We start from the raw sequence: 19,389 nt of genomic DNA, 5'->3' as shown, positions 1-19,389 counted from the left end.
AGGAAATTAGACCACCACAGCTGATGGCGGCGATGACCGTAGCTACCTTGACGGGCGCAACGTCCGCGCACGCCGAATTTACTTGGAAGGATTACAAGCAATTTCGAACACATGGCTTCTCGCGCGCTGACGAGGATGCGCTCAACCTCTATATGACGGCCATTGGCTCGTCGCTGCTTGCTGCAAATGCTGCCTTGGCCTATCGGAAGGATCAGCCGCTGTTCTGCCTGAAGGGGGATGGAAACCTCAAGCGCTGGGACATTACGGCTTTGCTCGACCAGTTCTTCCGGAGCACTCCAAACCTGTTCGCGGACGGAATGCCGCTGACGACCGCTTCGCTCTTGCTGCTTCAGAAGAACTATCCCTGCCAGTGAGGATTACACGTGAAGAAGACACTCGCCGCCGCAGCGGTCATCCTTACACTTGGCACGGCGACAGTGAGCCGCGCCGAGGTTACCATGATCGCCACCCCAGACTGTGGAACTTGGCTCAGCAGTTCAAACACTCCCGTCTCAGCCTTGAAGTCCTGGCTGGCCGGGTATCTTAGCGGCCTCAATGCCGCCGTCGGCGACGCCAAACACGACCCGCTTGAAAAACTTTCGTCAGCCAATCAGGTATTCGCGTGGATGGACAACTATTGCCGCGCTAATCCGCTCAAGATGGTCTCCGATGGCGGGGCTCAACTCTATCTGGAACTCAAGAACGGCAAGCGTTAAATGCGTATGCTGGTCTGCGGTGGTCGGGAATACAGCGATCGGGTTAGATCGCGTCCACAGGGCGTCGACAAATTTTGGGCCTCGGAGAAACGCGCCCAACCGAACTCGCCATTTGTGAAAACCATGGGCCGGCCCGTCTCACTTCTGACCCATCAAACGCCTCATGTGGTGAACTCGGATCTTTGGGCTAAACTCCCTCTGCGGCCGAAGAGCCGCACGCGCGACAGGGAAACGCGCCGCGCCGTCTCGCGTGGCCGGATAATTCGGGGAAGTGACATGGGTCAAGGGGCCGTTGTATTGGTCGACTTCGAAAATGTCCAGGCGGTCGATCTCGACCGCCTAGGTGACGCCGCTCGCCTGACGGTCTTCGCGGGGGAGAGCCAAAAAAAGGTGCCAATCGGATTGGCGATGGGTCTGCATGCACTCGGCGAGAAAGCCCGCTGGGTTCGCGCGAGCGGCGGCGGCCCCAACGCGCTTGATTTCCACATCGCTTTCGAACTGGGCCGCATGGTCGAGGCGGGCGAGCGAGGCCCGGTGATCGTGCTTTCCAGGGACAAGGGCTTCGATCCGCTGCTCGCTTGGCTTGGCGCCGAGGCGGGAGTGGAGGCCCGCCGCGCGGCCACGCTCGAGGAGGCCTTCGGCGAGAAGCCCTCGATCCACCGTCAGGCTCAGAGTCCGGCAGAACCAAAGCTCGTGTCAGCATCAAAATCGCCAATGCAGCCGCCAGCGATCGGCTTGCATGCGAATGCCGCGGCGGCGAAGCCTGCCTCGGCGCCGGCAGCGGCTGTGACTAGGCCCGTCAATGCTGCAGGGGCGAAAGTCGCGTCAGGGGGCTCGCCAAAGATCGCGACGCATAAGGCCGCCGCCGTTTCGAAAGAAAAGGGGGGCGTCAAGAACCCTAGTGCCGAGCGCGTTCGCGAGATTTTGGGTAGGTCGCGGAAGGCCACTAGGCCCCGGCGCCGATTGACCCTTGCCAAGCACATCAAGGCCATGTTCAAGGCTCACGAGCTCGCCGAGAGTGAGGTCGAAACTATTATCGCCAAGCTTTTAGCCAACCGATCGATCAGCGAGAGTGACGGCGTGATTAGCTACAACTTCTGAGCCTGCAACTTGTCGCTTCACAATTCCCCGGCTAGCGTCGCCGCATCGCCCGTCTGTTCCGGCGTGGCGGGGTAAGGGCAATCCGATACGCTTGGCGCGGCGCACGATGTCCATCAACAAAGCCGCTGCAATGGCATACTGCTCCCGCTCCCGCTGTTCCTTCTGACCTTCAGATCATCAAGACCGGACCGGAAAGAAGGGCGCGAAGCGCCTCGCTCCGCCACGCGGAGCGAAAGACTTTTCACTATTCACTAATACACTACCCATTAAATCATTAGGCGCGAAAAAATGCCTTTAAATTTCGCATAAGTCCATGATGAAGAAGGCTTTTTTTCGCGGAAGACTAGGTTGCACTTCCGGCGTCATCAACGGCACTCGTGACGCCGTAGATCGGGTTGAAATCCGGCTGGGCGCTCGCCTGGCATCGCTGACCGTGAGGCCAGGCTGATACGAATTCACTTTCTATCCAAGGCGGGCAAGAACGCGATCGAGCTTTCGCGAGACGCTGCTCGGAGCCATTGGAGTCGTTCCAGTTGCCAAGCTAAACAGTGACGCGAGCGCGGCGGGAGCCTTGCTGTCGATCATCTGGTGACAGAGCCACAGCGTCAGCCAATCATCGATACTGCTGCGATGCTGTGGTGAGTTGATGATCGAATCCTCTAGTCTTGCTCGAATCTGCGGTAGCCCCTGCGCCTTCGTGCGCCCGCCAGACCGTTCACCATTGCGCAATCGACGGTAGCGGTCAGCAAATCTCGATGGCTGAAGGGTGTCAAGCTGCCATTGCAAGTGTGCTGGTAAGCTCAGTAGCGCTGCCTTGTGGTCACTTGTCCAAACCTCAGCCGCGAATTCTTGTGCCAGGCCGAAATCAAACTCTTCTTCGAACAGCAGGTCTTCATAATTTTCAGTGATGATGCGCTGTTTGATTCCCCGACTGTGAAGCCAATGAAGATCAATGATCTGACGGTCCAGTCCGAGAAGCTGCTCGGCAAGCGTTGGTGCCATATGAGTCGGACGGGGGGTGCCGCGGAAGCGGGGCGCAAATGTGACCTCTCTCCGATTCAATTCGAGACTAATAGCGCAGAATGATTCCCGATGATCTTCATAAGAAGATGGGGCGCGGCGAACAGCCTTCGCAATGTCTTGAACGGCCTCAACAAGCCCGGAGGCGGTGAACCTGGCATAGGCGGAATTCGATGTCGCCGGAAACGACTGTCTCGTTGCGCCTGCGGTGCTTGACGAAGGATTAGGGCCTTTGGGCGTCAGGGAGCATTTCTTTGCGCCTGGTAATGGAGGGCCTTCTCCGGGTTCGTGTTGCGCGTTCTGCGGAATTACGAGCGGTGCATCCTCGAATTCAATTAGCAGGGCGTCTATGTCGTCAGGGGCGATGGTCACTGGGGTGGCAGCATCGCCTACTGCGGCTCGTCGACCGCGATAAATTGGCTCCCGCTTGAACTGTCTCGGCAACTTTGAGTCCGCATGCTTAGCACATGCGAGTTTATCCCGACATCCAAAACACTCGACCGCTCCGGGCTGATCGCCCATCTTGGGATCACCAAAGCACCCTAACCTCGAACTTTGCTCTGCAATCTGATTCATTCGCACTACCCCTCAAAAGCTTCGACGCACAAATGCTAGAAGTCGAAGTTAGGCATTTCAATGGGCGCGCGCGGTGCGGTTACAAATTTGCCTACGATACGTGCCGGCGGAGCGCGATCCCCTCGCTATGGTGCGGTGGAGCGCCAGATCGTAGGCATTTCAAGGCCTTAATTTCTTCGTTGTTTTTTTGCACACGGATGCCAGGGTCCCGGGATTCGCATGCCAGCCTACGCTTGTGTTTGCTCAAAGTCTTCCTGATCGCGCATATTCAGATACTCCTCTAGCGCAACACTTAGGGCATCAGAGATCAAGGTCATAATCAACCGATGCGGGTTCATGCGGAAATGGTTGGCACATAGGAAGTCGAGCATGTTCTTCAGTGGTTCTGGGAGGCGAAGCTGGAACTGCTTGATGACCTGGGGGTGCCCACCCAGCTGGAGGTGAGAGTTCAAATAGTGAGGGCCGCCATGGCGCCACCTTGCTGCGTAGGGTGCGATTGGAGATGAAATCGGCCGCACCGAGGTTGGCGGTTGCTGGGGCAGTGTTGCACGTTCCCGCATCCGAAGACTCGTCGAATGAGAGGGTTCTGGAGAAGGATTGCTAGCGTCATGATCTGGGGAAAATTGGAGTAAGCCCCAGTGTGGTTGTTGGGGCGGGGTATCGCCATCACGCATCTGTCAATGTCTAGAGGTAGGCCAATGCATCGGCCCTAAAGGTGAGAAGAATCAGAAGCGTATAGGGCATCGATGCTTCGTAGAAGCATCCCCGATTGAACACAATGTGGATCGTGGCGTGCCGAGATAAGTCATTGCTTACTGATAAATACTCGATGAAATTTTGGCATGTTTAATGAGCTAAGCATTGCTACGACCGTTGCCGAATAATGCTTCTGTAAGTAAGTAATTAACGATGATTCTTTGCTATAAGGATGATCAAATATTTTGAGTCAGGTATTTGTGCATTTGGATCATTGAAATATGGATGAAGGCAGGAACTAGCAGGTGTATCGGCAGGTGCTATGCAATCCTAGGATAGGGAAGCCTATCCTCGCCAATCCTACGCCCCACTGTTACGACAGTGCCCCTTCGTCCCGGCGTTGGGAGGGCGGAAATCATGGGTTGGGGTGCAACGTTGCCACTAAGTCTGACGCACCCATGACCAAGGCATCGAAAGTGGACGTCGGATCGTCTTTGAACTTCGTGTAGATCTGCCCATTAATGCCACCGTTGTCGTGCCCGGTGAGAGCTGCTCGTAAGGGTTCTGGCACGCCAGCCTTCGCCAGAGTGGTGATGAACGTGTGTCTCATGCTGTGGAAGTAGGTCGCATTGCCTGGAGCTATCAGCTTGGCCTTCTGCAACTCTCTCAGCCTACGGCCTCCCCATTTGGATATCTTGTGGCTCCATTTGATATTGGCGCGCAAGGCGGTGGCGTCTTCTGGTATCAACTCACCATGGGGAGCCCAGTATGAGCTAAACGGGCGACCCGTCTCGGAGCGAGCTTCGGTCCGCAGGAATTCCACAAACCCCAACTCAGCCAAGAGAGGGTGGATCGGCACCACCCGCCAGCTGGAGAGTTTCTTGAGTGATTTTCGAACGATACCGTCGGGATCGGGGCGTTCGTTCAGATCGAGATACCAGATTCCGTTGGGATGTTGCTTCAGGTCCGTTGGGACGTGCAACTGTGCTAGCTCTTCCAGCCGGCAGCCCGTAAGCGCGCAGCCGATCGTTACCCAGAACTCATGGGGTGCCCCTCGGCGGTTAGCACTTGCACATCGGAAAATCGCAGTCATGTCTTCCAAAGAGAAGTCGGCACGGTCCGACCAGGACGGGGCAAGGCGTTTTGGCTTCAGCGAGGCAGACGTGACGTGCGGTATCGCGCTGTTACGGGAGGCATGCCAATTGATGAACGTGGCGGCCGCCGTGATCGTTACCTGCTTGCTCTTTATAGCCAGCTCGGCATCAGCATTGACCTTGTCGGCAAACCCGACGAACTTGTCCTGATTCAGGGTTGCCAGGTCGCAGCTCGCGCCAAAATGCGAGACGAGCCGGTCGAGGACGGTTCGATACCGGGTCTTGGTCGCGGGCTTTACGCTGATCTGCGAGAGGTAGACGTCAATCGACAGCTTCAGGGGGAGCTTGACCTGGTCTGCAGGCCGCCCGGGAGGTAACGGGCGCGCAGGAGGCGCCCTGGTCGGTGCTGGAGGCGTTTTCGGCCCTTGGATACCTGCTAGGAGGCTGGGCCAGCGGTCGGGGGAGGGGAGTTCTAGTTCGGCCAAGAAGCTGATCTCGCTGTGGCCAAGGGGCTGGCCGCTTCCGACAAGCTGACGAGCCCTCTGGAAGAGCGCATCACAGGCGCCGGCCAGGAATCGTGCCCGTATGGCGGCCAGGCGGGGGTCTGCCGTTCCGACGCTGCGGTAGAGTTCTGTCCGTCTGAAGGCGGACACCAAGTCCAGGGGTATACGTCGCCGGAACATGAATATCGTCCCATGTCGCGACCGCTGCAGGAAATCACCAGCCACAAGGCCTCCGTGTGTGACACCCCTGTGTGACACCTTCAGCTAGCCCCAAAGCAAAAAGCCGCAATCCCGTGAAGGACTGCGGCTTTTCAAATAGATGGTGGCGAATCAGGGACTCGAACCCCGGACCTGCGGATTATGATTCCGTCGCTCTAACCGACTGAGCTAATTCGCCAACGAAGACCGCAATTATACCTACGCCTTTCGGCCTGTCAACACCTTTGTGACAACTTTGTGCAAGCTTTCGCAGCTGCCCAAAAAAATGGCAGGCACAAGGCCTGCCGGGGAAGCGGAGGCCAACCTGCCGGCTGGCCATCCTGAGCGATCGCTGCTGAATGTCGATCAGTCGTTGGCGTAGATGTCGACGTCCTTGGTTTCGCGGACGAACAGCGCACCCACCACGAAGGTCATGGCCGCGATGATGATCGGGTACCAGAGGCCGTAGTAGATGTTGCCGTTCTGGGCTACCAGCGCGAACGAGATGGTCGGCAGCAGGCCGCCGAACCAGCCGTTGCCGATGTGGTACGGCAGCGACATCGACGAGTAGCGGATGCGGGTCGGGAACATTTCCACCAGCATCGCGGCGATCGGGCCGTAGACCATGGTCACGTAGATGACCAGGATGACCAGGATCACCAGCACCATGATCGTGTTCATCTGGGCCGGGTCGGCCTTGGTCGGGTAGCCGGCGGCCGTCATGGACTCGCTGACTTCCTTCTTGAACGCTGCGATCTGCTTCTTGCTGGCGTCGTCGAAGCTGTGGCCGCCGGTCACGGTGGCGTCGAAGGCCTTGATCTCCTTGTCGCCGATTTTCACGGTAGCCATGGTGCCGGCCGGAGCCTCCACCACTTCATAGCTTGCCGATGCCTGGGCCAGCGTACGCTTGACGATGTCGCATGAGCTGCGGAAGTCGATCTCGCGGGCGATCGGGCTGCCCTGGAACGAGCAGGTCTTCGGATCGGCCGTGACCACGATCTGCGCAGTCTGCTGGGCACGTTCCAGCGCCGGGTTGGCGTAGTGGGTCATCGCCTTGAACAGCGGGAAGTAGGTCAGCACTGCCAGCGCGCAGCCCAGCATGATGATCCACTTGCGGCCGATCTTGTCCGACAGCGAGCCGAAGAAGATGAAGAACGGCGTGCCGATGACCAGTGCGCCGGCGATCAGCAGGTTGGCCGTCTTGGCGTCCACCTTCAGCACCTGCGTCAGGAAGAACAGCGAGTAGAACTGGCCCGTGTACCACACCACGGCCTGGCCGGCGGTCAGGCCCACCAGTGCCAGGATGACGATCTTCATGTTGCGCCATTGGCCGAATGCCTCGGTCAGCGGAGCCTTCGAGGTCTTGCCCTCGGCCTTCATGCGCTGGAACGCCGGCGATTCGCTCATCGACAGGCGGATGTACACGGACATGGCCAGCAGCAGGATCGAGACCAGGAACGGGATGCGCCAGCCCCACACCTCGAACTGCGCGCCCGTGGCTTCGCGGCACAGCAGAATGACGATCAGGGACAGGAACAGGCCCAGCGTGGCGGTGGTCTGGATCCACGCGGTGTAGGCGCCGCGCTTGCCGTGCGGCGCGTGTTCGGCCACGTAGGTGGCCGCGCCGCCGTACTCGCCGCCGAGCGCCAGGCCCTGCAGCATGCGCAGGGCGATCAGGATGATCGGTGCGGCCCATCCGATCATGGCGAAGCCGGGCAGCAGGCCGACGACGAACGTCGACAGGCCCATGATCAGGATCGTCACCAGGAACGTGTACTTGCGGCCGATCATGTCGCCAAGACGGCCAAACACCAGCGCGCCGAACGGACGCACGATAAAGCCCGCCGCGAATGCCAGCAGCGCGAAGATGAATGCGGAAGTCGGGTCGAGGCCAGCGAAGAACTGCTTGGCGATCACAGCCGCCAGCGAACCGTACAGATAAAAGTCGTACCACTCAAACACCGTGCCGAGCGACGAGGCCAGAATGACCTTCTTTTCTTCGCGCGTCATCGGCGCATTGTGGGCGGTGCCACCAGGCACGGCCACGTTTTGCGCGTTTGCCATTGTTGTCTCCTCCGTCTGTCGAAAGGGTCCCCGGCCTGGCCGTGTCTCGCGCCTGAAGCACCCGCGCGTGCCGGCCTCTTCACCGAAGCTGCAAGGATTGTGGGAGGCGAAACTTACTGAGTTCTGACAGAAATGCCGTAAAAGAGGCTGGAAGCGTCGGGGTATACGCTAGCCATTTTTGAGGCATTCAGAGGCGAATTCTTGCTGCATTGCGTCGGTCTGCTGCCCGCAAGCGGCTTGGCGTGAGGGGTGTGGGACGTTCTTGCTCTGCAGCATCGGCGCGTTTAATCGGCAATGGCCCGCCGCTTGCCCCTTACGTGGGGGGTGGCCGTTGTCGTCAGGATCGGCGGGTGGGATCGACAGGCGGTGCGGGGTGTGCGTCGGCATCCGATTCGGGGCGATCCACCTCCTGGTCCACCCGGTTCATGTGCCACGCATAGAGCGCGGTCATCAGTACATAGACAATCAGCGCACCCTGCGCGGCCACCCAGAACGAGAACGGCCAGCCGAAGAAGTCGAAGCGCAGTTCGCGTGCGAACCAGCTGACAACAAACGACACCACGAACCAGATCACCAGCAACGCGCCAATCCAGCGCAGATTGTGACGCCACGCGCGACGCTCGCGCGGAGTCAGGCTGTCAGGCGGGGCTTTTCTCATGCGGTGGCTTCGTCTGGCGTGGCGCGGCGCAGCGTCACGTGGAAGCGGGCGCCAGCCATGCGCGGCTCGGCCTGGTAGACGTTGTCTTCGATCGACACTTCGCCGCCATGCTGCTGCACGATCTCACGCACGATGGCCAGGCCCAGGCCGCTGCCTTCGGTATTGGTGCCCAGCACGCGATAGAAGCGTTCCATCACGCGTTCGCGCTCGGCCGCTGCGATGCCGGGCCCGGTGTCTTCCACGTCGAGATAGGCAAAAGGCTCGAACGCGTCGGTGGAGACGCGTACCGTGGCGTGGCCGCCGGGCGGCGTATAGCGGATGGCGTTGTCGACGAGGTTGTTGAGCATTTCAGTCAGCATCAGGCGGTTGCCAGTGATCGTCACCGGATGATCGTCGACTTCCAGGCCCAGGTCGATCTTGCGTGCCCACGCCTGCGGCAGCAGGTCCTTGACCACGTCGCGGGCCAATGTGTTCAGGTCCAGCGGCGCCATGCCGCCTGCGCCGGCCAGGTTCTCCATGCGTGCCAGCGACAGCAACTGCGTCACCAGGTGCGCGGTGCGTTCGGAACTGCCTGCGATCTGCGCGAGCGACCGGCGCAGTTCTTCCGGCGATTGCTCGCGCTGGGCCAGTTCGGCCTGCATGCGCAAGCCCGCCAGCGGGGTTTTCATCTGGTGTGCCGCATCGGCGATGAAGCGCTTCTGCGTCTGCACCGATTGATCGAGTTGCCAGAGCAGGTCGTTGAACGACGCCACCAGCGGCGTGATTTCCTGTGGCGCGGCGCGCTCGTCGATCGGGCTCGTATCGCCGGGATTGCGTGCGCGAATGCGTTGCTGGATCGCGTTCAGCGGCGCCAGCCCGCGCGAGAGACCGAACCACACGAGCACCACCGCAAGCGGCAGGATGACGAACTGCGGCAGGATCACGCCCTTGATGATTTCATTGGCCAGCCGGGCGCGCTTGTCGAGCGTCTCGGCCACCTGCACCAGCACCGGCTGCGTGCCGCTGACATTCTTCAGGTCCACGTAGGTATAGGCCACGCGCACATCGTTGCCGGCCACGCGGTCGTCGCGCAGCGATACAAGCCCGGCGTGGCCTTCCTCCTCTTCGGACGGCAGCGGCAGGTCATGGTCGCCCGCCACGTATTCGCCGTGCTTGCCAACCACCTGGTAATAGATGTTGTCGGTTTCGTCGGCGCGCAGGATCTCGCGCGCGGATAGCGGCAATTGCAGCGTGACGCGTCCGTTCACTTCGCGCACCTGCTGTGACAGCACGATGGCGCTGGCTTCGAGCGAGCGGTCGTATGGTCCGTTGGCGATCGACTTGGCGACGAGGTACGTGACCGCGATGCTCATCGGCCAGAGCAGCAGCAGCGGTGCGAGCATCCAGTCCAGGATCTCGCCGAACAGCGAGCGGGGTACGGGGTGCGCCGACGACTCTTCGAGGTGGGGCAGGGCGTCAGCCAGTGCCTGGTCCTCGGCCGCTGCATCGGCCAGCGTTGGCCGCGCAGGGTCCGGTGCGCGTGCAGGGCCCGCGGCGGTACGGCGTCGCCACGGCAGTCGCAGCAGGCTCATGCGCGCTCGGTCCCCATCATGTCAGTCGTGCGTGGCCACGGCCGGCTGGTACTTCTCGAGGCAGTAGCCCAGCCCGCGCACGGTGGCAATGCGGATGCCGCCGATCTCGATCTTCTTGCGCAGGCGGTGCACATATACCTCGATCGCGTTGTTGCTGACTTCCTCGCCCCATTCGCAGAGGTGATCGACAAGCTGTTCCTTCGACACGAGCCGGCCGCTGCGCGTCAGCAGGATTTCCAGCAGGCCAATCTCGCGTGCGGAGAGATCCAGCATCTGCTCGTTCATGTAGGCAATGCGGCCGACCTGGTCGAACGCCAGCGGCCCATGGCGCATCAGCGTGGCGCCGCCGCCGGCCCCGCGCCGCACCAGCGCGCGCACGCGGGCTTCGAGTTCGGACAGCGCGAACGGCTTGGCCATGTAGTCGTCGGCGCCCAGGTCCAGGCCCTTCACGCGCTCGCCCACGCTGTCTGCCGCCGTCAGGATCAGCACCGGCAGCATGGCGCCACGCGCGCGCAGGCGCTTGAGCACCTCGAGCCCGGGCATCCGCGGCAGGCCGAGATCGAGGATCAGCAGGTCGAACGATTGTGTGGAAAGGGCCGAATCGGCTTCCACGCCATTGGTGACGTGATCGACGGCATAGCCGGACTGGCGCAACGAGCGTGTCAGGCCGTCTGCCAGCACATCGTCATCTTCGGCGATAAGAATCCGCATTGTTGTCTCCACCTCTGGCCGGCGAAAGCCGCCCGCCGGTTGCGGTACCGGTGGGGCTTGCCAAGCATACTGTTTTTTTATACAGTACCCGTCATTCCGGGCGAGCTGCCAGAAAAGGCAATCGCACGGCGTGCCGGGCAAGGCGCTCTGCCTTGGAAAAGGCTTCTAGATCAAGCGCCGCGCTGCCGCATGCGGGCTATTTATACACCATTGACTGAAGGACGACCATGGACGACAAGAAGGCCGGCGCCGGCGTGAGCGCTGAGAAGCAGAAGGCGCTTGCCGCCGCGCTCTCCCAGATCGAGAAGCAGTTTGGCAAGGGCTCGATCATGCGCCTGGGCGATGGCGACATCGAGCAGGACATCCAGGTGGTGTCCACCGGCTCGCTGGGCCTGGATATCGCGCTGGGCGTGGGCGGCCTGCCGCGTGGCCGCGTGGTCGAGATCTACGGTCCGGAATCGTCAGGCAAGACCACGCTGACGCTGCAGGTGGTGGCCGAGATGCAGAAGCTGGGCGGCACCTGCGCGTTCATTGACGCCGAACACGCGCTGGACGTGCAATACGCCGGCAAGCTCGGCGTGGACGTCAACAACCTGCTGATCTCGCAGCCCGACACCGGCGAGCAGGCACTGGAAATTACCGATGCGCTGGTGCGCTCGGGTTCGATCGACCTGATCGTGATCGACTCGGTGGCCGCGCTGGTGCCGAAGGCTGAAATCGAAGGCGAGATGGGCGACTCGCTGCCCGGCCTGCAGGCCCGCCTGATGAGCCAGGCGCTGCGCAAGCTGACCGGCACGATCAAGCGTACCAACTGCCTGGTGATCTTCATCAACCAGATCCGTATGAAGATCGGTGTGATGTTTGGTTCGCCTGAAACCACCACCGGCGGTAACGCGCTGAAGTTCTACGCCTCGGTGCGTCTGGACATTCGCCGCATCGGCTCGATCAAGAAGGGCGATGAAGTGGTCGGCAACGAGACCAAGGTCAAGGTGGTCAAGAACAAGGTATCGCCGCCGTTCCGCGAAGCCTTCTTCGATATCCTCTACGGCCAGGGCATCTCGCGCCAGGGTGAAATCATCGACCTCGGCGTGGACGCCAAGATCGTTGAGAAGTCGGGTGCGTGGTACAGCTACAACGGCGAGAAGATCGGCCAGGGCAAGGACAACGCACGCGAATACCTGCGCGAGAACCCGGACATTGCCGAGGAGATCGAGAACAAGGTGCGCGCGGCACTGGGCGTGGCCCCGATGAACGCCACTGCAGGTGCGCCGGCCGAGATCGCGGGCTGAGGCTGACGCTGCTGGTAAAGGAAAGCCGTCGCATGACTGTGCGGCGGCTTTTTTGTTTTTGATCTATCGCGCAGTTGGCGCCTTGCCCTCTCCCCCAACCCCTCTCCCGCATAGCGGGAGAGGGAAGCAGACCAGTGGCGGTTGAAATGCCCGTGGTGTTCGCCCCTCTCCCGCGTGCGGGAGAGGGGCGGGGGAGAGGGCCGGCGCATTAATAGCCATCCACCCTGGCACCCGCCGAATGCCCCGCCCACCCCTCTCTCTGAAAGCCCGAGCCGTCGGCTACCTTTCCCGCCGCGAGCACAGCCGTGCCGAACTCGCGCGCAAGCTGGCGCCGCATGCGGAGTCGGCCGAAGAAGTGGATGCATTGCTAGATGCGTTGGAGCGCGAAAACTGGCTCTCCAACGAACGGTTCGTCGATAGCCTCGTGCATCGCCGCGCCAGCCGATATGGCTCAGCGCGCGTCATGCAGGAGGCCAAGACGCATCAGCTAGGGAATGAGCAGCTGCGCGACCTGCAGGAGCGCCTGCGAGATTCCGAACTGGAACGTGCTCGCGAGGTATGGCGCAAACGCTTCGGCGTGGCGCCCGATTCGCCGGAAGCGCGCGCCAAGCAGATTCGCTTCATGATGGCGCGCGGCTTTTCGCGGGCAGTGGTCGGCAAGATCATCCGAGGGGCCGAAGATGAGGACGAGTCCGGCGAATGAACCGGATGCGGCCAGTCGCATACCTGTGTACGCAAGAGGGGTATTTTGTGCGTCTCCCTTGGTTGTCATACCTCTGATGCAACGCAGCGCCGCTCCTCCTGAATTCCGTGAAACCGTTATGCAGTCTGGGTTTGCCGCAACTGTCCCTGCAACAATCCCGGGCCGACAGTCGGTCGCGCAGGATGTTCCCGGTCAAAGCGGCGCGGCATGTTAAACTCCACGAGTTCTGCGGCCCCGATGGTCATCCGTGGTTGATTTACCCATGGATCAAGCCGTTTGCCGCGATGTTTTGCCCCCGATTTCCGCCACAACAGCCTGCCGCGTCAGCCTCTGGTGTCATGCCGCTTTCCCCGCCAGTCAATCGAGTCCTGCGTCATCGCCGTGCCATCACGGCCGAGGCATATTTGCGGGACGACGGCCTGTGGGACATCGAAGCGCGCCTGACGGACACCAAGCCGCGTGACATTGAGCTGGCTGGCGGCCGGGTCCGCCCGGAAGGGCAGCCGCTGCACGATCTGTGGCTGCGTGTCACGATCGACCTGCGCATGAACGTCGTGGATGCCGATGCCTGTTCCGATTGGGTGCCTTACCCGACGCATTGCGACACCATCGGCCCGGCCTACCGGAAACTGATCGGCCTGAACCTGATGAAGGGGTTCCGCAAGGCGGTACGCGAGCGGCTGGGCAGTGTGGCAGGCTGCACCCATCTGACCGAACTGGCGGGTGTGCTGCCCACAGCCGCAATCCAGGCCTTCGCGGGCGACGTATTCAAGATCCGCGACGGCGTCGAAGACCCCAATCCCGAACCGCCGATGCAACTCCATGGATGCCACGCGCTCCATTTCGAGGGCGAGGTGGTTCGTCAGTTTTACCCGCGCTGGTATGGTCACCAGCCGAAACCGAGAGCCGGCGCTGCGGCGTCGTCCCCCCAGACTGCGTCACGCACCGATGCCCCCGCATCAGGTGACGAAGACACCCTGGCCCACCGGCCCAACGGTACGTCGGGCTGACTGTCACGGTCGGCCCAGGAAACAGGCGAGAGCCCTTCGCTTCCAAACTTTTTTCCCATCCCTTTACGCCTACCCGAAAGGAAACACGCATGAATATCCATGAGTATCAAGGCAAGGAACTCCTGCGCAAATACAATGTGCCGGTTCCGCGCGGCATCCCGGCTTTCTCGGTTGAAGAGGCCCTGAAGGCGGCTGAACAGCTCGGCGGCCCGGTGTGGGTCGTCAAGGCGCAGATCCACGCAGGCGGCCGCGGCAAGGGCGGCGGCGTGAAGGTGGCCAAGAGCATCGACGAGGTCAAGACCTACGCCACCAACATCCTGGGCATGCAACTGGTCACGCACCAGACCGGTCCGGAAGGCAAGAAGGTCAATCGCCTGCTGATCGAAGAAGGCGCCGACATCAAGAAGGAACTGTACGTTTCGCTGGTGGTGGACCGTGTGTCGCAGAAGGTGGCCCTGATGGCATCGAGCGAAGGCGGCATGGACATCGAGGAAGTCGCTGCCCACACCCCGGAAAAGATCCACACGCTGATCGTTGAGCCGTCGGAAGGCCTGAAGGATTCGGACGCCGACGACATCGCCCGCAAGATCGGCGTGCCCGACGCAAGCATCGCCCAGGCTCGCCAGGCGCTGCAGGGCCTGTACAAGGCGTTCTGGGAAACCGACGCTTCGCTGGCCGAAATCAACCCGCTGATCCTGACCGGCGACGGCAAGGTCATCGCCCTGGACGCCAAGTTCAACTTCGACTCGAACGCACTGTTCCGTCACCCGGAAATCGTTGCGTACCGTGACCTGGACGAAGAAGACGCCAACGAAATCGAAGCCTCGAAGTTCGACCTGGCCTACATCTCGCTGGACGGCAACATCGGCTGCCTGGTGAACGGCGCCGGCCTGGCAATGGCCACGATGGACACCATCAAGCTGTTCGGCGGCGAGCCGGCCAACTTCCTCGACGTGGGCGGCGGCGCCACCACCGAGAAGGTGACCGAAGCCTTCAAGCTGATGCTGAAGAACCCGAACGTGCAGGCCATCCTGGTCAACATCTTCGGCGGCATCATGCGTTGCGACGTGATCGCCGAAGGCGTGATCACCGCTTCGAAGGCCGTGCAACTGGGCGTGCCGCTGGTCGTCCGCATGAAGGGCACGAACGAAGAACTGGGTAGGAAGATGCTGGCCGAATCCGGTCTGCCGATCATCTCGGCCGACACGATGGAAGAAGCCGCCCAGAAGGTCGTGGCCGCCGTCGCTGGCAAGTAAGGACAACTTTCGTTGCCGCCTGGCCGCAGCCGGGCGGGGCGACTAAAAGGACTAGCAAATGAGCATTCTGATCAACAAGGACACGAAGGTCATCACCCAGGGCATCACCGGCAAGACCGGCCAGTTCCACACCCGTGGCTGCCGTGACTATGCCAACGGCAAGAACGCATTCGTTGCCGGCGTGAACCCGAAGAAGGCCGGCGAAGACTTCGAAGGCATTCCTATCTACGCCAGCGTCAAGGACGCCAAGGAACAGACCGGCGCCACCGTGTCGGTGATCTACGTGCCGCCCGCAGGCGCCGCTGCCGCCATCTGGGAAGCCGTTGACGCCGACCTGGACCTGGTGGTCTGCATTACCGAAGGCATCCCCGTCCGCGACATGATGGAAGTCAAGGACAAGATGCGTCGCCAGAACAAGAAGACGCTGCTGCTGGGACCGAACTGCCCGGGCCTGATCACGCCGGACGAAATCAAGATCGGCATCATGCCGGGCCATATCCACAAGAAGGGCCGCATCGGCGTGGTGTCGCGCTCGGGCACGCTGACGTACGAAGCCGTGGGCCAGCTGTCCGCGCTGGGCCTGGGCCAGTCGTCGGCCGTCGGTATCGGTGGCGACCCGATCAACGGTCTGAAGCACATCGACGTGATGAAGATGTTCAACGACGATCCGGATACGGACGCCGTGGTCATGATCGGTGAGATCGGCGGTCCGGACGAAGCCAACGCGGCTTACTGGATCAAGGAAAACATGAAGAAGCCGGTGGTTGGCTTCATCGCTGGCGTGACCGCGCCTCCGGGCAAGCGCATGGGCCACGCCGGCGCGCTGATCTCGGGCGGTGCCGATACCGCCCAGGCCAAGCTGGAAATCATGGAAGCCTGCGGTATCAAGGTAACCAAGAATCCGTCGGAAATGGGCCGCCTGCTGAAGGCAATGCTGTAAGCATTACCCGCCGACGCCGCGCTGGAAGTGTCCGGGAGGGCACGCCTGGCGCGGCAGCCGTACTTGCGGTGCATGCCTGCTTCTGCCGGAGCGCATGCACCGCACCCGTTGCCCCCGCCACAAGCGGGGGCAACTGCATTCTGGCGATGTGATCTCCTAGGGTATTTCCTGAGGACGTCACATTGCGGATTGAAATCGAATCGTAAGGTTCGTGCGATAAATCTTCATGTCTGGTAGTTCAGACATCCAAAAGTCCGCAGTGGAAGTGCCGCGGATCTGGAATAACGTAGACAAAGTAGAAACAGAGGAAGGAGTCTTGCCGTGGAATTGTTGTCCAGCAGCACATTCTGGATTGCGCTGGGATCGATCATCCTGACCAACATCGTCCTGTCGGGCGATAACGCAGTGGTGATCGCGCTCGCATCGCGCAACCTGCCCCCAGCCCAGCAGAAGAAAGCGATCTTCTGGGGCAGCGCCGCCGCCATCATCATGCGGGTGGTCCTGACCGTGGCCGCGGTCAAGCTGCTGACGCTGCCGTACCTGAAGATCGTGGGTGCGCTGCTGCTGGTCTATATCGGCGTGCAACTGCTGACCGGCGATGACGACGAAGATGGGCACGACGCCAAGGACAACATCTGGGCCGCGATCCGCACGATCCTGATCGCCGACCTCGTGATGTCGCTGGACAACGTGGTGGCCGTGGCCGCCGCCGCACAGAAGGGGCCCGAGGGCAGCCAGCTGATGCTGCTGGTGCTTGGCCTGGGCCTGTCGATTCCGCTGATCGTTTTCGGCAGCACGATCCTGCTCAAGGTCATGGAGCGCTTCCCGGTCATCATCGTGCTGGGCGCCGCGCTGTTGGGCTACCTGGCCGGCGAAATGCTGGTCAGCGATCCGGTGGACGCCGAATGGTTCCAGGTGCATGTGCCGCACGCCCACCTCGTTTTCGGCGCCGTTGGCGCGATCCTGGTGGTACTGGTTGGCAAGCTGCTGCAACGCCGCACCACACAGACGGCCTGAGCACAAAACAAATCGCGAGCCTGAAACGGGCGGCCTTCAACGGGCCGCCCGTTTTGTTTTTGCGGCACGATCCATCGAATTCTGTCGGCCTGCCGCCGACCGACCAGTCGCTCCCATACAACACCGCCGCGCAGCATCCGCGCCACACACTCCTGTGTTTTTCCAAACAATTCCCACAGCGCTGTCGGAATTGTCGGAGGTCATTGGAGCCCTGGACCAACCCTCGCAATCATGACCCCCGTGCCGTGCGCCCCCAAAAGCGGACGCATGGCACACGCACTTTTCAATCGAGCAACAGTAAAGAAAGGGGTCAATATGAAGCGTCAATCCAATGCCATTCTCCGCAGCACGTCACACCGCAGACTGGTGCCGCAACGCGGCTTCACGCTGATCGAACTGATGATCGTCGTGGCGATCATCGGCATTCTTGCCGGTGTCGCCATCCCGCAGTACCAGAACTACATCGCACGATCTCAGCTCGCCGAAGGCATGAGCCTGGCGTCGGGGCAGAAGGCCGCCGTGACTGAAGCGTTCGCGTCGTCCGGCGCCTGCCCGAACAACGCCAGCAAGGCGGCCGATGGCGTGCCGCTGGCTTCTGGCATAAACGGCAGCTACGTGCAAAGCGTGGCCACGGGCGGTACGGCATCCGACGAAGGCGGCTGCACGATCACGGCCAACTTCAAGGACAAGGGCATTGCCAAGGGCCTGCTCGGCAAGAAACTCACGCTGACAATGACCAATGCAGACGGCGGCTCCGTCGCCTGGCAGTGCCAGTCGTCGGCGGACAAGAAGTACCTGCCGCAGGCCTGCTCGCAACTGACTGATTCCTCTGAAGGAGAAGCGGCAGACGCGGCGTGATACCTCGCGCGTGGCGTCGCTGATGGCGTGGGTCGGATGCATCTGGTTCGCGCCATCAGCCATGTCCGAACGGCCGTGATTTCCCCTGTTTTATCGCAAGTTTCTGAGATTGCGACATTCCCCCGCCGCTTGTGCATCGTCAATTTCGGCGCGGTGGCCCCCTTGGAATATGCCCCGTACCGGGCGGCATTTGAGCCGCTCCGGATTCAGGTGCAAACAACAACTCCTAGGGGGTCATATGCAAAACCACGCTCAATACCACGCCTTATCCAGACGCGCGCAACCGGTGGCACGTCGCCACGCTGGCTTCACGCTGATCGAACTGATGATCGTCGTCGCGATCGTCGGCATTCTGGCCTCTGTTGCGATTCCGCAGTATCAGGATTACGTCGCCCGCGCGCAGTTCTCGGAAGGCCTTTCGCTGGCTTCGGCGCAGAAGGTAGCGATGACCGAGGCCTTCTCGGAATCTGGTACGTGCCCCAGCAACGCCAGTGACGCGGCGGGCGGGATCCCGAAAGCGGGGGACATCAAAGGCAAGTACGTTGCCCAGGTGGAAACTGGTGGGACGGCGGACGTGAATGGCTCGTGCACCATCGTTGCCACGTTTCAGAGTGGAGGTGTATCAAAGGGCCTCGCAGGCAAGACTGTGACCCTGAAGATGGGCAATGCGGGCGCTGGTTCCGTGACGTGGGATTGCAGTTCCAGCGCTAATGACAGGTATCTGCCGCAAGCCTGCAGGGCTCCCGCAAAGTCGACCAAGACGTAAGCTCCGGCTTCGCGCAATCCAGTCCGGGTCGGCGCGTGCCGATCCGGAACTTCGAAACATGCTGAACTCCGGAGGTAACGATGCGTTCTCGATGCCCAGGCGGACGCCGGGCGATGCCGCCTCACGATGGAGGCTTCACGCTGGTGGAATTGATGACCGTGGTGGCAATTGTCGGCATTCTCGCCGCAATCGCCATGCCACGTTACGAGGACTACGTTGCCAAGGCGCAGTTCACCGAAGCCCTGAATCTCGCTTCGGGACAAAAGGCAATTGTCCTGGAAGAGTATCTGCAGACTGGCATGTGCGGACACAATGCTGTCGCGACCGATCCAGCCACAGGCCCGCGGCGTGGGCTGCCTGTCGAGACTGGCATTACCGGCAGGCACGTGGCAAGGGTAATTGTCGGTACGATAATTAATAGAGGCGCCCCCACGTGCGTGATTACCGCGTGGTTCAAGGACAAGGACGTTTCCACGCCGTTGCAGAACAGACATATCTCGCTGATCATCGAGCCCGGGCAGGGCGCCATCCAGTGGCGTTGTGAAACATCGGTATGGCAACCGCGACACGTGCCGGCGACTTGTCGGGCTGCGAGCGTCAGTTAGCGTAAAGGCGTCAGTCAGATTTGGGTCAAGGATCGTA

The 19,389-nt window shown here is 61.2% G+C and carries 18 protein-coding genes and 1 tRNA gene; 12 read left to right on the top strand and 7 right to left on the bottom strand.

The window, feature by feature from the left end; translation table 11 throughout:
- The 3 genes from B552_RS0113315 to B552_RS0113305 all read left to right on the top strand — a co-directional run.
- Positions 1–374 (top strand): hypothetical protein (locus B552_RS0113315; RefSeq protein ID WP_237718208.1); only part of this gene is annotated, 374 nt, incomplete at its 5' end.
- A gap of 9 nt (positions 375–383) precedes the next feature.
- Positions 384–716, top strand: a complete 333-nt coding sequence (locus B552_RS28860; RefSeq protein ID WP_157160253.1) for a hypothetical protein — start codon at positions 384–386, stop codon at positions 714–716.
- A gap of 297 nt (positions 717–1,013) precedes the next feature.
- Complete coding sequence (locus B552_RS0113305; protein ID WP_237718207.1) at positions 1,014–1,817, top strand: PIN domain-containing protein; 804 nt, start codon at positions 1,014–1,016, stop codon at positions 1,815–1,817.
- 462 nt (positions 1,818–2,279) lie between these two features.
- On the opposite strand, the gene B552_RS28855 is transcribed toward B552_RS0113305, so the two are convergent.
- From B552_RS28855 to B552_RS0113265, 7 genes are all read right to left on the bottom strand, one after another.
- On the bottom strand, positions 2,280–3,209 hold the full coding sequence (locus tag B552_RS28855; RefSeq protein WP_157160252.1) for a hypothetical protein: 930 nt from the start codon (positions 3,207–3,209) through the stop codon (positions 2,280–2,282).
- Positions 3,210–4,524: 1,315 nt separating this feature from the next.
- Entirely contained in the window at positions 4,525–5,688 is a 1,164-nt protein-coding gene (locus tag B552_RS0113290) for a site-specific integrase (RefSeq protein WP_157160251.1), read from the bottom strand.
- Between the two features lie 338 nt (positions 5,689–6,026).
- Positions 6,027–6,103 (bottom strand) — tRNA-Met (locus B552_RS0113285).
- Positions 6,104–6,270: 167 nt separating this feature from the next.
- Positions 6,271–7,968, bottom strand: a complete 1,698-nt coding sequence (locus B552_RS0113280; protein ID WP_019449515.1) for an MFS transporter — start codon at positions 7,966–7,968, stop codon at positions 6,271–6,273.
- Between the two features lie 337 nt (positions 7,969–8,305).
- Complete coding sequence (locus tag B552_RS0113275) at positions 8,306–8,626, bottom strand: DUF4212 domain-containing protein (protein ID WP_019449514.1); 321 nt, start codon at positions 8,624–8,626, stop codon at positions 8,306–8,308.
- Positions 8,623–10,197 carry a sensor histidine kinase gene (locus B552_RS0113270; RefSeq protein ID WP_019449513.1) on the bottom strand — a complete coding sequence of 525 codons (1,575 nt, stop codon included), beginning with the start codon at positions 10,195–10,197 and terminating at the stop codon, positions 8,623–8,625. Before B552_RS0113270 ends, B552_RS0113275 begins: the two co-directional genes overlap by 4 nt.
- A 21-nt stretch (positions 10,198–10,218) precedes the next feature.
- Entirely contained in the window at positions 10,219–10,908 is a 690-nt protein-coding gene (locus B552_RS0113265; RefSeq protein ID WP_019449512.1) for a response regulator transcription factor, read from the bottom strand.
- Positions 10,909–11,135: 227 nt separating this feature from the next.
- Between B552_RS0113265 and recA the strand changes: the two genes are divergently transcribed.
- The 9 genes from recA to B552_RS0113220 all read left to right on the top strand — a co-directional run bounded on the left by recA (position 11,136) and on the right by B552_RS0113220 (position 19,352).
- Positions 11,136–12,197, top strand: a complete 1,062-nt coding sequence (gene recA / locus B552_RS0113260; RefSeq protein ID WP_019449511.1) for a recombinase RecA — start codon at positions 11,136–11,138, stop codon at positions 12,195–12,197.
- A 238-nt stretch (positions 12,198–12,435) separates the two neighbouring features.
- Positions 12,436–12,900 carry a recombination regulator RecX gene (recX, locus tag B552_RS0113255; protein ID WP_019449510.1) on the top strand — a complete coding sequence of 155 codons (465 nt, stop codon included), beginning with the start codon at positions 12,436–12,438 and terminating at the stop codon, positions 12,898–12,900.
- A gap of 338 nt (positions 12,901–13,238) precedes the next feature.
- Positions 13,239–13,910, top strand: a complete 672-nt coding sequence (locus tag B552_RS0113250) for a DUF2889 domain-containing protein (protein ID WP_019449509.1) — start codon at positions 13,239–13,241, stop codon at positions 13,908–13,910.
- A gap of 89 nt (positions 13,911–13,999) precedes the next feature.
- Positions 14,000–15,166, top strand: a complete 1,167-nt coding sequence (gene sucC, locus B552_RS0113245) for an ADP-forming succinate--CoA ligase subunit beta (protein WP_019449508.1) — start codon at positions 14,000–14,002, stop codon at positions 15,164–15,166.
- Positions 15,167–15,224: 58 nt separating this feature from the next.
- Positions 15,225–16,106 (top strand): succinate--CoA ligase subunit alpha, encoded by an 882-nt coding sequence (gene sucD / locus B552_RS0113240; RefSeq protein WP_019449507.1) that lies wholly within the window; start codon positions 15,225–15,227, stop codon positions 16,104–16,106.
- Positions 16,107–16,427: 321 nt separating this feature from the next.
- Positions 16,428–17,123 carry a TerC family protein gene (locus B552_RS0113235; protein WP_019449506.1) on the top strand — a complete coding sequence of 232 codons (696 nt, stop codon included), beginning with the start codon at positions 16,428–16,430 and terminating at the stop codon, positions 17,121–17,123.
- Positions 17,124–17,438: 315 nt separating this feature from the next.
- On the top strand, positions 17,439–17,981 hold the full coding sequence (locus tag B552_RS0113230; protein WP_019449505.1) for a pilin: 543 nt from the start codon (positions 17,439–17,441) through the stop codon (positions 17,979–17,981).
- A gap of 238 nt (positions 17,982–18,219) precedes the next feature.
- On the top strand, positions 18,220–18,747 hold the full coding sequence (locus B552_RS29365) for a pilin (protein ID WP_083860291.1): 528 nt from the start codon (positions 18,220–18,222) through the stop codon (positions 18,745–18,747).
- An 80-nt stretch (positions 18,748–18,827) separates the two neighbouring features.
- Positions 18,828–19,352 (top strand): pilin, encoded by a 525-nt coding sequence (locus tag B552_RS0113220; RefSeq protein WP_083860290.1) that lies wholly within the window; start codon positions 18,828–18,830, stop codon positions 19,350–19,352.
- Positions 19,353–19,389 lie beyond the last annotated feature (37 nt).

Source organism: Cupriavidus sp. BIS7 (genome assembly GCF_000292345.1).
GTDB lineage: Bacteria > Pseudomonadota > Gammaproteobacteria > Burkholderiales > Burkholderiaceae > Cupriavidus.
The sequence above is the reverse complement of the archived record's forward strand: the minus strand, read 5'-3'. Positions and strand labels throughout refer to the sequence as shown.

Excerpts from the sequence above, each read along its gene's own strand:
- B552_RS0113280 (WP_019449515.1), bottom strand. The coding sequence starts at position 7,968 with ATGGCAAACGCGCAAAACGTGGCCGTGCCTGGTGGCACCGCCCACAAT.
- B552_RS0113275 (WP_019449514.1), bottom strand. The coding sequence starts at position 8,626 with ATGAGAAAAGCCCCGCCTGACAGCCTGACTCCGCGCGAGCGTCGCGCG.
- B552_RS0113270 (WP_019449513.1), bottom strand. The coding sequence starts at position 10,197 with ATGAGCCTGCTGCGACTGCCGTGGCGACGCCGTACCGCCGCGGGCCCT.
- B552_RS0113265 (WP_019449512.1), bottom strand. The coding sequence starts at position 10,908 with ATGCGGATTCTTATCGCCGAAGATGACGATGTGCTGGCAGACGGCCTG.
- recA (WP_019449511.1), top strand. The coding sequence starts at position 11,136 with ATGGACGACAAGAAGGCCGGCGCCGGCGTGAGCGCTGAGAAGCAGAAG.
- recX (WP_019449510.1), top strand. The coding sequence starts at position 12,436 with ATGCCCCGCCCACCCCTCTCTCTGAAAGCCCGAGCCGTCGGCTACCTT.
- B552_RS0113250 (WP_019449509.1), top strand. The coding sequence starts at position 13,239 with ATGCCGCTTTCCCCGCCAGTCAATCGAGTCCTGCGTCATCGCCGTGCC.
- sucC (WP_019449508.1), top strand. The coding sequence starts at position 14,000 with ATGAATATCCATGAGTATCAAGGCAAGGAACTCCTGCGCAAATACAAT.
- sucD (WP_019449507.1), top strand. The coding sequence starts at position 15,225 with ATGAGCATTCTGATCAACAAGGACACGAAGGTCATCACCCAGGGCATC.
- B552_RS0113230 (WP_019449505.1), top strand. The coding sequence starts at position 17,439 with ATGAAGCGTCAATCCAATGCCATTCTCCGCAGCACGTCACACCGCAGA.
- B552_RS29365 (WP_083860291.1), top strand. The coding sequence starts at position 18,220 with ATGCAAAACCACGCTCAATACCACGCCTTATCCAGACGCGCGCAACCG.
- B552_RS0113220 (WP_083860290.1), top strand. The coding sequence starts at position 18,828 with ATGCGTTCTCGATGCCCAGGCGGACGCCGGGCGATGCCGCCTCACGAT.